This window comes from Anaerocolumna cellulosilytica (assembly GCF_014218335.1).
Classification (GTDB): Bacteria; Bacillota; Clostridia; order Lachnospirales; family Lachnospiraceae; genus Anaerocolumna; species Anaerocolumna cellulosilytica.
In genome coordinates, this window is record NZ_AP023367.1 from 3974105 (window position 1) to 3987344 (window position 13240).

Here is a 13240-nt window from a genome sequence, read left to right on the forward strand (position 1 = left end):
TTTTAAATTCTCTCCTAATTCATTTTCATTACTTTAACTTTATGTGCAGGTACGTTAAATAATACCTGTACAGCATCCATTATTTCTGTTTTTATTTGAATATTACCGCCACCTTCTGCTATTACCAGAATTCCTTCAAATTCCGGAGCCAGTTCCTTTAGTATATATGGCATACTGGTTCCATCTCCTCCGTTAACTAAAACAGTGGTGTCATCTCTGCTTACATTACTGCTATCCCTATTTCCGCCCTCCCCGTCAACTTCATTCATACTCTCTTGCGTATATGGTTTATCTTTTAAGACAATTTCTTCTTTAGAGCCTTTTAGAGTTATCATTACATCGACAGAACCGATTCCTTCTACTTTTGCCAGAATACTCTCTAAACGGTTCTCTAAGTCATTTACATATATTGTTGTTTCATCTCCTGTCTTTACGGATTTCATATTATTTTCAGTTACGGTCTCCAAAATTCCCGTATTATCTTTTTTTGTTCCTTTTGATGATAGTAAATCCGGAAATGATAATAAAAGCAGAAAGATTCCTGCCATAAGCAGCATTACAAGTCTTGCAGGCCCTATTTCTTTAATAGTAATTTTTTTCTTATCTTTTACCTTTTCCTTATCCATATTTTCTCCTATTACAGTACGACAGAAGAGATTACTCCTGTATACTAATATTTATATTATCAGGGTTTATATTATAGAAGTCCGACAACAGGTTTTTTGTATTAATTTCCATGGGAGACAAGTAATTTCTATTAATTTCTCTATCTTCCTTTTGTTGCTTTGATATTTTAATCTTGTCTATTTTTACGCTATCTACTTTTATTACCTCCTGTCCTTTCATTTCTACCTCCTGCTCCTTATAATTAATGCTCGCATTAATTTCTAGAGCTGCCAAATTGCCAAAATTCTCACTAGTTTCGTCTTCTTCAATTACCACTTTGATTTCCCCAGGATATACTTTTTCTTGTTCTAAAAGTCTTGTTACCTGTACTTTTATTTGTTCCTTATACTCTCCTAAAATAGCCTCCAACTGCTGATTTTCTTTACCCTCAAGCCTCACCTTTATTCCCTCTGCATCTGCTAACAAAGTGTTGGTAGTAAAATAATAATCCAGAGTACTGTCTAACTGGAAAAGTTTTAACAATGGTGATATTACCAGTATTACAAGGATTATGCCAGTTACCAGGTTTATATATTTTTTGTAGGAACTTTTCCCCAAAAGATTGGTAACTATGGTAGTAAGTACAAGAAATATAACGATGTTTTTAACCCATGAATATATTTCATTCAACCATCAACACCCCCCTTCTTTTAATCTTCCTTCATCAATTGTAGTCTCTTTTTTCAGTGACTGAATGTGGAATAAATACCTCTCCCACACATTTCATAGATGTCTGACATTATTCATTTAGTTTGTAGTTGCAGCAATTATGGTAATCGTTAATAAAAACAGAATAGCACCTACAATAACCGTCTGAAGTAACAGCACACAGGCATCGGCAGAAGCAGTCACACATTTTAGCATACGCTTGTCCGATATGGGCTGGACGGCTGCACTGCTGACCCGGTATATTAAGGTGGTAACAGCAAGCTTTATAATAGGAACTGCGCAGACAGTTATTATAACGATAACGCCTGCAACACCTATAGCATTTTTTAAGAGGATACCTGCTCCGATTACACTTTCTGTCACACCGCCAAGGGCGTTTCCTATTCCGGGTATCGCACCGGCAAGTTTTAAAAGAGTCGATTTTTTAATGCTGTCTGCAACCGGTAGTATTAAACCTTGTATGGCATTAAAACCTACCACCAGACCTATAAGAGTTTTTAAACTCCACCTGATTACCTCTGATATTAAATCTGCGAGCTTTGACAGTAAATCTTCCTTGGATAAATTATTTGCCATAGATATAACAAGATAAATATTTATCATAGGTATCAGAATATGAACCAGCAACATATCAACAAAGGTAATTAAAAACAGACTTACTTGGTAATAAACCATAGAAGTTGCGGCACTGGAGCAAAAGGCCACCGATATAAAATATGCAGGCACCAGTGCTTTCATAAAATCCAAAATAGCACTTATAGTATTCGCAGCCAACGTGGCTGCTGATATAAAAGAAGCTGTCAAAATGGAGAACAGAAGAAGATATGCTACATAAAAACCAGTCTCCGCTACCTGCGTATTCTGAAAGGCGTAAGAAAAGTTGGTGAAAACAGCTGCAATTACTGCTATTGATATAAGTCCCGTAAAGGTACTTATATTACTCTTAACCTCTTTTACAAGAGCATCTTTTAAATCCTTAAGTATCTGCTCCAGTGAAGACTTACGATTTCCTGTCAGTATATCCGTAACATAGTCTTCAAAATTAATTTTGTCATTGGTAGTCAGTACCTGGTCAATTACTTTTTGTATTTCATCGTATTCAATATCTTTGGTAATATCAGTTTTTGCAGGGCTTGTACCAGAAGTAGTCGCTTTTACCGTAGCTGGTGTAAACATACATAGTACAAAATAGATTCCTGCAAGAATAAGCCAAATCTTTTTCCTGTCGCAGCAGTTCATATGTATACCTCCTTATGTCAGCCGGCTTAAGCTGTTAAAAACTGGTTTATGGTATCCAGTAAGGCTAACAATATAGGCATTCCTGTTGCAAGAATGGTAAGCTTGCCTACCAATTCAATTTGATTTGCAACGGCAGTATGTCCACAATCTTTACAGATGTTTGAGGAGAATTCTGCTATATAAGTAATTCCGATAATCTTTATTAAAATAGATATGTAGTTTTCATTCAGATTAATGTAGGTCTGAATCTTTTTGATTGTGGAAATTATAATTTCTAACTTACCCACTCCTAAGTAAAAAATTAATATACAGCCAGCCAGGCTTATGTACAAGGCATACTCTGATTTGCTGTTCTTAAAAATAATCGCCATTAGAACAACTACTATTCCCACCAAAGCAATCTGAATCATATTAATAACCATGCCCTTTCTGTTACCTGCAAACTTTGAACCACTGGTACAAATTTGCGTGTGAAAGAAAAAAACTCCAAAAATGCTTTCTGTTTTTTCTACCTGCTCCCATCTGTTTGTGCTTGCACATATTGTTTATACTTGCGTATATTACTTTTACTTGCACACATGCAAGATTATGCTGTTCATCCAGATCAACTAGTTATAAGGTAAATAAATTTTCAATTGTCTGAAATAGCTCGGATATTAATGGCACAATCCAAAATAAGACCAGGATAAGTCCGGCTAAAGTGGTAAGAAAAGCCTGCTCATCCCTTCCGGATTGTTTTAGGATCTGATTTAGTACCGAAACCAGGATACCTACTGCCGCAATTCGAAATATCAGGTTGATATCCATGTTAACCTCCATTCCTATGCATTTTAGCTCCATATGCGGATATCTGAAGCTTGTGTACTCTATGAGAAAAATACGTATAGTATCATTAGTCTTACAGCATTATAATTGTAATAAATATCCCTCCTAAAATCCCCAGAGAATTATATAGGTAGGATTTTTCTTTTACATTCTTTGAAATGTCTTTTATTTCATCTTCGAGCTGAGATATATATAAATCAATCGTATTTATCTGCATGTCCTTATCTAAATAACCAAGATTTTCACCAAATTGTGCAAGGTTATTTAAATCCTTTTTACTTAAGGAGGTGTTGCCAAGTTCCTTCCCCACTGCCTCCTTCCATATGGTGCAAAAAGATATACCACCTAATTCATTCAATCTGTCTGCGATATTCGCCAGAAACTTTTTATACTTTCCATCGTGTCTCACAGATAAGGCTTGTACTGCTTCAGGCAATGGTGTATTGGCATACCGGATATCACCGCGCAATAAAAATATTAATCGCTTTAAATCTCTTAAATCTTGTATTCTTCCTTTTAATTCACTGCTGAAATACCAACCCATTCCCGCTGAGGAAGTAAGTATCAGCACACATCCTACAAATTTAATTACCGTAATCATATAAACTCCTATCTGTGCATTCCGGCACGAATATTATGTACCCGGGTCAGTAAATCTTGACGCCCTTTTCGTCAAAGATTTCTTTCAAGTGTCCTACCTCTCCATGATTATCTAGCAATATATATCTTTCAAATAGTTTCTCCTTAACAAGCTTTCCAAGAATTGGTTTGCTTATAATATCCTCCAGTGAATTACCGTGAACAGTTGCTATAAGTTTGCAGCCACAGTTCATTACGTATTCAATGGCTTCAATATCTTCAACAGAACCAACCTCATCCACTGCAATAACCCTTGGTGACATTGAACGAATCAACATTAGCATTCCCTTGGCTTTCGGACAACAATCCAAGACATCCGTTCGCATCCCTAAATCATTTTGAGGTATTCCCATATAGCATGCCCCTATTTCTGACCTTTCATCCACAACTCCCACCGGTATCCCCTTCCGGTTCTTTGTCCCATCCGAAAGCTGCCTGATGACATCCCGTAACATTGTGGTCTTACCGCACCTGGGGGGAGATACAATCAAGGTATGATAGCACTCTTCCTGTTCATCGGTTATATAAGGAAGTACCTTGTCAGCACAGCCCTTTACCTGATGAGACAGCCTGATATTAATGAATGAGATATGCTTCATACTTTTTACTCTGTTTTCTTCAAGAACTGCTTTTCCAGCAATACCTATCCTATGCCCTCCTGTTATGGTAATAAAACCCTGTTTTAACTCTTCTTCAAAGGCATATAGGGAATAATTGCTGATATATTCCATGGTCTCTCGGATTTCATTTTTCGTAATAATATAAGGAATAGTTTCTGCGAGAGCCAGTTCAGCTTCAGCGGTAATAAAGTATTCTCTGTTGTCATAGATTACAAGCAGTGGTGCATTTACTCTTAACCGAATTTCCTGTAATAAATCATAATTCAGATTTAACTTTGACAAGATGGTACGAAGCTTAATGGAAAATATTTTTAACAGCTCGTCTTTATTATTCATTTCAACTCCAATCTGTGTGCTCCAGCGCTATTTGCGATTACACACATGTAAATCAGGATTCCTTCCTCCTTTTAAAACAATATATGTCCTCATATAAAAAATATGACCTTATATTTTACTTGCAAATTAAAATTAAATATATTATTCTTTTACTAATAAAATAACAGTTTGGCAATTGAGTATGCTAATATAAAGGCAGCAGGAGGAAACGGCATGGAATACGGATTAATCGGAGAAAAATTAGGACATAGTTTTTCAAAACCAATTCATGAAAGATTAGCAGAATATGAATATGAAATTACTCCCCTAACAAGAGAGGCTTTTAAGGAGTTTATGAATAAGAGAGCCTTTAAGGGTATTAATGTAACCATTCCGTATAAAAGTGAGGTAATACCCTATCTGGATGAAATAGATGAAAAGGCTTTAAAAATCGGAGCCGTTAATACGATTGTGAACAGAACCGGCAAATTAATAGGATTTAATACCGATGTATTGGGATTTCAATATACCTTGGAATACAACCGTATTGAAGTTGACGGTAAGAAAGTGCTTGTACTTGGTAATGGCGGTGCTTCCAAAGCCGTAATCGCAGCATTGGAGCTAGGCAAAGCCGGTGAAATAATTATTGTAAAACATAGAAAAAGTGATGGTGTTTTAACCTATGAAGAATGTAAGAAAATCCATTCTGATGCAGAACTTATTATAAATACCAGCCCCGTGGGTATGTATCCGAATATAGGTGAAAGCCCCATTGACTTAAGCTTTTACCCTAACTGTACCGCTGTAATTGATATAATTTATAACCCTTTAAAGACAAAGTTATTACAGCAGGCAGAAGAACTAGGCAAACAGGCTGTTAACGGTATGGAAATGCTGATAGCGCAGGCTAAATATGCTGTTGAGATTTTTCTTAATAAAGAAATACCAGATGCAGAGATTACTATAATCCATAAAGAGACTTTAGATAACTTGGTATAAGCCAACCCATAACATAAGAATACCGGAACTGCGTCTAAATATGTCAGTTCCGGTATTCTTATTGTTCCAGGATATAACGAAAAATGTTTGTTTGGAATGTGGGTAGTACATAGGAGACAAGGGGTTTTTTAAGTCACACTCTAACGCTCTGTTCCAAAGAAATACAATGCGATGGTACCGGGTCCTGAGTGAGCTCCAATAACAGGTCCAATCGGTGTAATTACAATCTCCTTTACCTGTAATTCTTCCTTGATTTGGCTTGCAAGATACTCTGCATCCTCATAAGAATCACCGTGTCCGATAAATACTACCTGGTCTTTAGGATTTATGGAAGTATCCTTCATATGTTCAAATAAAGCATTTAACGATTTTTTACGGCCTCTTACTTTCTCCACCGGTATTAGATGACCTTCATTATCCACATGCAATACAGGCTTTATGTTCAAAGCTGTACCGATACCCGCACTTAATGCACTTACTCGGCCGCCTCGTTTCAGATGATTCAAATCATCTACGGTAAACCAGTGACATAAATGCAGTGCATTATCCAAAAGCCACTTGCTTAATTCTTCAAAACTTAATCCTTCTTTCTTTTTCTTAGCTGCAGTATATACTAAAAGTCCTTCTCCTGCTGAGGCTGCCTTAGAATCAATACATTCAACTTTTGTATCCGGGTAACGTTCTAAAAGTTCTTCCTTTGCCAATAACGAGGAATTATAAGTACCGCTAAGTCCTGATGAAAAACCAATGTATAAGATATCTTTCCCTTCCTTTATAAATGGTTCAAAAAATTCTATAAAAGCTTCCGTGTTAATTAAAGAAGTTACTGATTTTTCTCCATTTCTCAACCGGTCATAAAATGCATGAAAATCCATCTCTCTTCCATCCGGATAGTGGGTGTAACTCTTTCCACTAAGTTCAAAGGTCATGGGCATAACCTGTATTCCCAGTTCGTCTGCAATTTCTTGAGGTAAATCAGACGTTGATTCTGTAATAATAATATAGTCTTTCATAATCTATACCCATCCTATATTACACTTTTGCTGTAATATTGCCGCCACTCATTAGCATAAAGTCGGCATCCTTTCTTTCAGATTTTTCACCAAACAGGTAATACATGCTTTTTATCAGCCTGCTTTTTGGATATTTCTTTACTTATTTTATCACTTTTAACAGGTTATTACAACTTGTTTTGCCCTTGGTAACAGTTTCAGACTCATTTTGAGACAAAAAAGAAGCACAAGGTTTTTCCTCTCTTTCAAGAATTTAAAACCTCATGCTTCTGCTTTTTAAATAATAATTCCATTAACTGTTTATATAATTAATAAGTCCTTCTGCTTTTATAATCTTTTGCATAAATTCTGGAAATGCCTGCCCTTGATAACTGGTATCCTTTGTAATATTATAAATCATACCATTATCAAAGTCGATTTCTACTTCATCTCCTGCTTCAATGGCTTTTGCTGCTTCAGGACATTCTATAATTGGAAGTCCGATATTAATAGCATTTCGATAAAATATTCTGGCAAAGGTCTCAGCGATTACACAATGAATCCCTGCTGCCTTAATGGCAATAGGTGCATGTTCTCTGGAGGAACCGCAGCCAAAATTCTTATTAGCGACCATAATATCACCTAACTTAACCCTGCCAACAAATTCCGGATCAATGTCCTCCATACATTTTTTTGCTAATTCAGCCGGATCAGAGGAATTTAGATACCTTGCGGGTATAATAACATCTGTATCAACATTGTCTCCATATTTGTGTACCGTACCATGTGCTTTCATAGTTCTGTCCAATCCGCAGATATTTCTGCGGTAATACCACTTTAAAAGATTGAAAGAATACTATTGTGGCTCCTTTCATAAAATTTTCTTTCAACCGCTTTGTTCCTCTACTTTATAAACCCAGTTCCTTAGGTCCTGAAATCTTGCCGGTTACGGCACTTGCCGCTGCTACCGCAGGACTAGCCAAATATACTTCAGATTCTACATGTCCCATACGTCCGACAAAATTACGGTTTGTCGTTGCTACTGCTCGTTCTCCTGCTGCAAGTATACCCATATGTCCGCCAAGACATGGACCGCAGGTGGGGGTGCTTACAACTGCTCCTGCCTTAATAAAGGTTGATAACAATCCCTCTTCCATTGCCTGCAAATAAATTGCCTGTGTTGCCGGGAATACAATTACACGCATACCCTTTGCAACCTTTCTTCCTGCAAGAACCTTAGCTGCTGTCCTTAAATCTTCAATTCTGCCATTGGTACAGGAACCAATTACCACCTGGTCTATCTTAATGTCTCCCACTTCGTCAATCGTTCGGGTGTTCTCCGGCAAATGTGGAAATGCTACTGTGGGTTTTAAAGCTGATAAATCAATAACATAAGTTTCATCATATACAGCATCGTCATCTGCTTCATAGACCTTATAAGCTTTTGAAGAGTGTTCTTTTATGTATTCAAGAACTTTCTCATCTACCGGAAATATTCCATTTTTTGCTCCGGCTTCTATTGCCATATTTGCCATGGAAAAACGGTCATCCATGGTCAGATGGCTGATACCCTCTCCCGTAAATTCCATAGATTTATACAAAGCACCATCTACTCCGATTTTTCCGATAATGTGCAGAATAATATCTTTTCCGCTTACCCACTCAGCGGGTTTTCCTACCAGTTCAAACTTAAGAGCGGATGGTACCTTAAACCATGCCTTACCGGTTGCCATTCCTGCTGCCATGTCCGTGCTTCCTACACCGGTGGAAAATGCCCCAAGTGCACCATAAGTACAGGTATGGGAATCGGCTCCTATCACTACATCACCTGCTACTACAAGCCCTTTTTCAGGTAATAATGCATGCTCAATCCCCATCTCACCAATTTCAAAATAATTGGTAATGTCATGCTCATAGGCAAAATCCCTTACACATTTACAGTGTTCAGCCGATTTAATATCCTTATTGGGTGTGAAATGATCAGGAACCAAGGCGATTTTATCCTTATCAAAAACCCCATTGCCTTTAACCTTTTGCATTTCTTTAATGGCAACAGGCGCTGTCACGTCATTTCCCAAAACTAAATCCAAGTCTGCTTCAATTAACTGACCGGCAGTTACATTATCAAGTCTAGCATGAGCCGCCAATATCTTTTGGGTCATAGTCATTCCCATATTCTATTCCTCCCTTTTCCTTCCATATATTGATTAGGGCTTTTGACACCTTAATCCTAGTTAATTGTAAATCGTTACTGTCTATCTTATTTCTTCTGCTATCAAATCACCCATTTTATCAGTGCCTACCAGTTTTTTTCCTTCTGATAATATGTCCACTGTACGATATTCCTTTTTTAAGACTTTCTGAACTGCCGTTTCCACCGCTGCTGCTTCCTCCTCCAAGTCAAAGGAATAACGCAGCATCATGGCAGCAGATAGTATAGTTGCTATTGGATTCGCCTTATTCTGACCTGCTATATCCGGTGCAGAGCCATGGCTTGGTTCATATAATCCTAGTTTGCTATTGCCAAGGCTTGCAGAGGATAACATTCCTATGGAACCAGTCACCATACTAGCTTCATCCGATAAGATATCTCCAAACATATTCTCAGTTAGGATTACATCGAATTGCCCTGGATTCTTTACCAACTGCATGGCACAATTATCTACTAACATATCACTTAGTTCTACATCCGGATAATCCGCTGACACTTCTTTAACAACCTGTCTCCAAAGTCTGGAAGTGTCTATTACGTTAGCCTTGTCAACACTACAGACTTTCTTCTTTCGCTTTCTGGCTATTTCAAACCCCCACTTTGCAATTCGTCGTATTTCTTCTTCATCATAAGCCAAGGTATCGTACGCTTTTCGCAGTCCATTTTCCTCATAGGTTTTTCGCTCTCCAAAATAGAGTCCTCCGGTTAGCTCTCTGACTACTACAAAGTCGAAACCTTCTCGGATAATTTCATCTCGTAAGGGACAGGCAGCTTTTAGTTCCTCAAACAATAGGGCAGGACGCAGATTAGCAAAAAGTTCAAGCCCCTTTCTTAACTGAAGCAAACCGGCTTCAGGACGCTGGTTCGGAGGCAGGGAATACCAATTGGATTGTCCTACATGACCGCCTACTGCACCTAAAAGGACAGAATCACTTTTCTTCGCAGTCTCCAAAGCCTCTTCTGTTAATGGCACACCTGTTGCATCAATGGAAACACCACCCATTAAAACCTCTGTATAACAGAATTGATGTCCATATTTTTTCCCCACCGTATCTAACACTTTTTTTGCTTCCCGGATGATTTCAGGACCGATACCATCCCCCGGTATAACTGCTATGTTATATTTCATATCTTGCCCTTCTCCTTTTCGTTCACTATATTTATTGCTATTTTACCATAATCTTTGATATAATTGAAATACATATAAAGAATATCTACTATAACTTGAAGTTATGAAAGGAACATTATGGACTTTAATTTAACCAATTATAAAATCTTTAACACCGTTGCTTCTACAGGCAATATCTCACATGCTGCTAAAGAATTGTATATCAGTCAACCTGCTATCAGTAAAGCTATTAGTAAACTTGAAGAAAGTTTAGGTGTTCCCTTATTTATAAGATCTTCGAGGGGTGTACGTCTTACAGGAGAAGGAGAAATATTATATGAATATACCAAATCTGCTTTTCTCACCCTTTCTCAAGGGGAACGAAACCTCCGCCGAATTCATGAACTTGGAATGGGGCACCTGCGCATCGGAGTCAGTGCTACTCTATGCAAATATATTCTGCTGCCATATTTAAAAAACTTCGTTCTAACCTATCCCCATGTAAAAGTTTCCATTGAATGTCAATCTACCTTTAAAACTCTTGAACTTTTGGAGCAGAATAAAATTGATATAGGATTAATCGGACTTCCGGAAGATCTTAAAAATCTGGATTTTTATCCCGTCAAAAAAATTGAAGATATTTTTGTGGCTACTAAATCTTATTTAGAAAATTTAAGACTAAGGGAATCTTCTGTAATGCCAGCTTATAGCTCTATCAATAACGAAAGCATCTCCCTGCCCTCTTCTTTCATTTTTAAAACTGCTAATATTATGCTATTGGATGAAAAAAATATGACCAGATTGTTTATAGATAATTATTTTACCAAAAATCAGATTGAAACAAATCAAATTCTTGAGATCAGTAACATGGATTTGTTAATAGAATTTGCAAAGATAAGTCTTGGTGTATCCTGTGTAATAAAAGAATTCGTTGAGACAGAGCTAAAGCAGGAGCTTTTGGTGGAAATCCCTCTAGAAAATCCCTTAAAAGCCAGAGAAATCGGCTTTGCTTATAAAAAATCTGCACAGTTAACACAGACCTTAGAAAAATTTATACAGTTTTATAGAACCACCTCTTAAGGGAATAAACATCCGGTACACATTATAAGAATCTGCATATTATGAAGATAATAACAGATTCCTCAAAAGGCAGATATGATAGTATTTAATTCTTATTCAGGAACTATACTAACAATTGAAGATATTCAGTTGGATTCCAGAGAATCCTTTGGCTGCAATAAATTGATTACTATTGAAGACCAGGACAAAAATATTATTGATTTAATCGTTACCCCCGGAACCTATTTTGTTGATTTAGCCATGGCTGAGGAAGGGGATACAATTACTGCTTATTTCGACGCAAATGCACCTGTTCCTTTAATTTATCCCCCCAGATTCCGTGCCCTGATAATTATCGTGGGTACAGATGAAGTCAATTCTAAAGTTGACTATTTCAACCGTCAATTATCAAGCAGTGACGGTATGCTCCGATTAAACATCTCTGATACGACCATAATTATACTTCAGAACGGCCAGCCATTTTATCAAGATCCAGGCAATCATTTTCTCATTGTCTTGTATGGTCCTTCAACCCGAAGCATACCTGCTCAGACAACCCCCTACACTATAATTGTATTATGCCAAGAGTAACCCAGTAATAAGATACTGTTGCAATTAAGACTGGCAAACAGTGGAAACTCTATGTTTCAACCAGCAGTACATTAGGAAAAAAACATAGAGCTTCTTCTGTTATAAATTTTAGTTTTTTACAATACTGTTCGTATAGTTCCTATATTAAAGAATATTAACTAGATAACTCATACCAGATTATCAGTTTAGTTCCGACTTTATAGCATGTATTTTTTATAAGTATCAAAGGCAGATGGCAAGGTATATACTTCTTCGATTTCTTTTCTGTCTGCCCATACTAAGCTTTCCAGCCAGATATCATGATTGGTTGAAGTTTCATTTACAATTTCATCGTCGGGCAGTACAATAAGATATCCCATCATATGCCACTCAATATGAGAAAATATATGCTTTCCTGCTCCAAGGGGTTCTATCGATTCAAACCGGACACCTGCTTTAATTAAATACTCCTCTACAACTTCTATAAGACACCTTCCCTCTACATAGGGCAACTCCCATAGACCTGCTAGTAGTCCCTTGGAGGGTCGTTTTTGCAATGCATATTTTCCTGCCTTTTTAAAAACCAGTAGAGTTTTTTCCTCCAGCTTCCTGGGCTTTTTTTCCGGTTTAACAGGAATCTTCATTTCATTCTTATTTTTGTACCCCTGACACAGATGTACCACCGGACATTTCTGGCACAAAGGTTTGCCTCCTGGAATGCATACCGTAGCTCCAAGTTCCATAATTGCCTGGTTAAAATCACCCGGCCTTTCTAAAGGCATTATCTCGCGCAAATCCTGCTCCAATGTACTTTTTACTTTGCTGCTGGTAATATCATCAAAGCTGTTGGCAAGACGTTTCATAACCCGCAGTACATTGCCGTCTACTGCCGGTTCCGGTATCTGAAAGGCAATGGATGCAATTGCTCCTGCTGTATACGTGCCGATGCCAGGAAGCTTTAGTAAAGCCTGATAATCAGCCGGCATAACACCGTCATAGTCTTCAAGCAAATGCTTAGCAGCCTTTTGTAGATTTCTGGCACGGTTATAATACCCCAGTCCTTCCCACAATTTTAGAAGTTTTTCCTCTGGTACCTCTGCAAGCGCTTTTATATCGGGCAAATCTTTTATAAATCTTTCAAAATATGCTTTTACTGCTTCAACTCTCGTTTGCTGTAGCATTATTTCAGATATCCACACAAAATAGGGTTTGGGATTGGATCTCCAGGGTAATATTCTTGCATTCAAATCATACCAATCCAGTAAATACTCGATTGTATCCGAATAGTTATATGTCATAGTTATCTCCATTCTTCCAAAACTCTGCG

Annotated in this window: 15 protein-coding genes; 3 read left to right on the plus strand and 12 right to left on the minus strand. The window is 37.4% G+C overall.

Features of this window, described 5'->3' with window-relative positions:
• Positions 1-14: 14 nt before the first annotated feature.
• The 7 genes from acsn021_RS16450 to spoIIIAA form a co-directional block, all read right to left on the minus strand.
• A complete protein-coding gene (locus tag acsn021_RS16450; RefSeq protein ID WP_184093497.1) occupies positions 15-626 on the minus strand; it encodes a stage III sporulation protein AG in 612 nt (203 codons plus the stop codon).
• 31 nt (positions 627-657) lie between these two features.
• Positions 658-1296: a stage III sporulation protein AF gene (locus acsn021_RS16455; protein WP_184093498.1), complete on the minus strand. Its 639-nt coding sequence runs from the start codon at positions 1294-1296 to the stop codon at positions 658-660.
• 117 nt (positions 1297-1413) lie between these two features.
• Entirely contained in the window at positions 1414-2574 is a 1161-nt protein-coding gene (locus tag acsn021_RS16460; protein WP_184093499.1) for a stage III sporulation protein AE, read from the minus strand.
• A gap of 26 nt (positions 2575-2600) precedes the next feature.
• On the minus strand, positions 2601-2990 hold the full coding sequence (locus acsn021_RS16465) for a SpoIIIAC/SpoIIIAD family protein (RefSeq protein ID WP_184093524.1): 390 nt from the start codon (positions 2988-2990) through the stop codon (positions 2601-2603).
• A 196-nt stretch (positions 2991-3186) separates the two neighbouring features.
• Positions 3187-3381: a stage III sporulation protein AC gene (gene spoIIIAC, locus acsn021_RS16470; RefSeq protein ID WP_184093500.1), complete on the minus strand. Its 195-nt coding sequence runs from the start codon at positions 3379-3381 to the stop codon at positions 3187-3189.
• 91 nt (positions 3382-3472) lie between these two features.
• On the minus strand, positions 3473-4000 hold the full coding sequence (locus acsn021_RS16475; protein WP_184093501.1) for a stage III sporulation protein AB: 528 nt from the start codon (positions 3998-4000) through the stop codon (positions 3473-3475).
• A 46-nt stretch (positions 4001-4046) separates the two neighbouring features.
• Complete coding sequence (gene spoIIIAA / locus acsn021_RS16480) at positions 4047-4994, minus strand: stage III sporulation protein AA (protein ID WP_184093502.1); 948 nt, start codon at positions 4992-4994, stop codon at positions 4047-4049.
• A 213-nt stretch (positions 4995-5207) separates the two neighbouring features.
• On the opposite strand from spoIIIAA, the gene acsn021_RS16485 reads away from it, so the two are divergent.
• Positions 5208-5972: a shikimate dehydrogenase family protein gene (locus acsn021_RS16485; protein ID WP_184093503.1), complete on the plus strand. Its 765-nt coding sequence runs from the start codon at positions 5208-5210 to the stop codon at positions 5970-5972.
• Positions 5973-6112: 140 nt separating this feature from the next.
• Here the strand turns inward: acsn021_RS16485 and acsn021_RS16490 are convergent, their stop codons facing one another.
• The 4 genes from acsn021_RS16490 to leuB form a co-directional block, all read right to left on the minus strand.
• Complete coding sequence (locus tag acsn021_RS16490; RefSeq protein ID WP_184093504.1) at positions 6113-6985, minus strand: DegV family protein; 873 nt, start codon at positions 6983-6985, stop codon at positions 6113-6115.
• A 292-nt stretch (positions 6986-7277) separates the two neighbouring features.
• Positions 7278-7760 (minus strand): 3-isopropylmalate dehydratase small subunit, encoded by a 483-nt coding sequence (gene leuD / locus acsn021_RS16495; RefSeq protein WP_184093505.1) that lies wholly within the window; start codon positions 7758-7760, stop codon positions 7278-7280.
• Between the two features lie 112 nt (positions 7761-7872).
• Complete coding sequence (gene leuC, locus acsn021_RS16500) at positions 7873-9138, minus strand: 3-isopropylmalate dehydratase large subunit (protein WP_184093506.1); 1266 nt, start codon at positions 9136-9138, stop codon at positions 7873-7875.
• 81 nt (positions 9139-9219) lie between these two features.
• Positions 9220-10305 (minus strand): 3-isopropylmalate dehydrogenase, encoded by a 1086-nt coding sequence (gene leuB, locus acsn021_RS16505; RefSeq protein ID WP_184093507.1) that lies wholly within the window; start codon positions 10303-10305, stop codon positions 9220-9222.
• A gap of 117 nt (positions 10306-10422) precedes the next feature.
• On the opposite strand from leuB, the gene acsn021_RS16510 reads away from it, so the two are divergent.
• Positions 10423-11364: a LysR family transcriptional regulator gene (locus acsn021_RS16510; RefSeq protein WP_184093508.1), complete on the plus strand. Its 942-nt coding sequence runs from the start codon at positions 10423-10425 to the stop codon at positions 11362-11364.
• A gap of 75 nt (positions 11365-11439) precedes the next feature.
• Positions 11440-11934, plus strand: a complete 495-nt coding sequence (locus tag acsn021_RS16515; protein WP_184093509.1) for a hypothetical protein — start codon at positions 11440-11442, stop codon at positions 11932-11934.
• A gap of 197 nt (positions 11935-12131) precedes the next feature.
• Here acsn021_RS16515 and mutY read toward each other — a convergent pair whose 3' ends face one another.
• Entirely contained in the window at positions 12132-13211 is a 1080-nt protein-coding gene (gene mutY, locus acsn021_RS16520) for an A/G-specific adenine glycosylase (protein WP_184093510.1), read from the minus strand.
• Positions 13212-13240 lie beyond the last annotated feature (29 nt).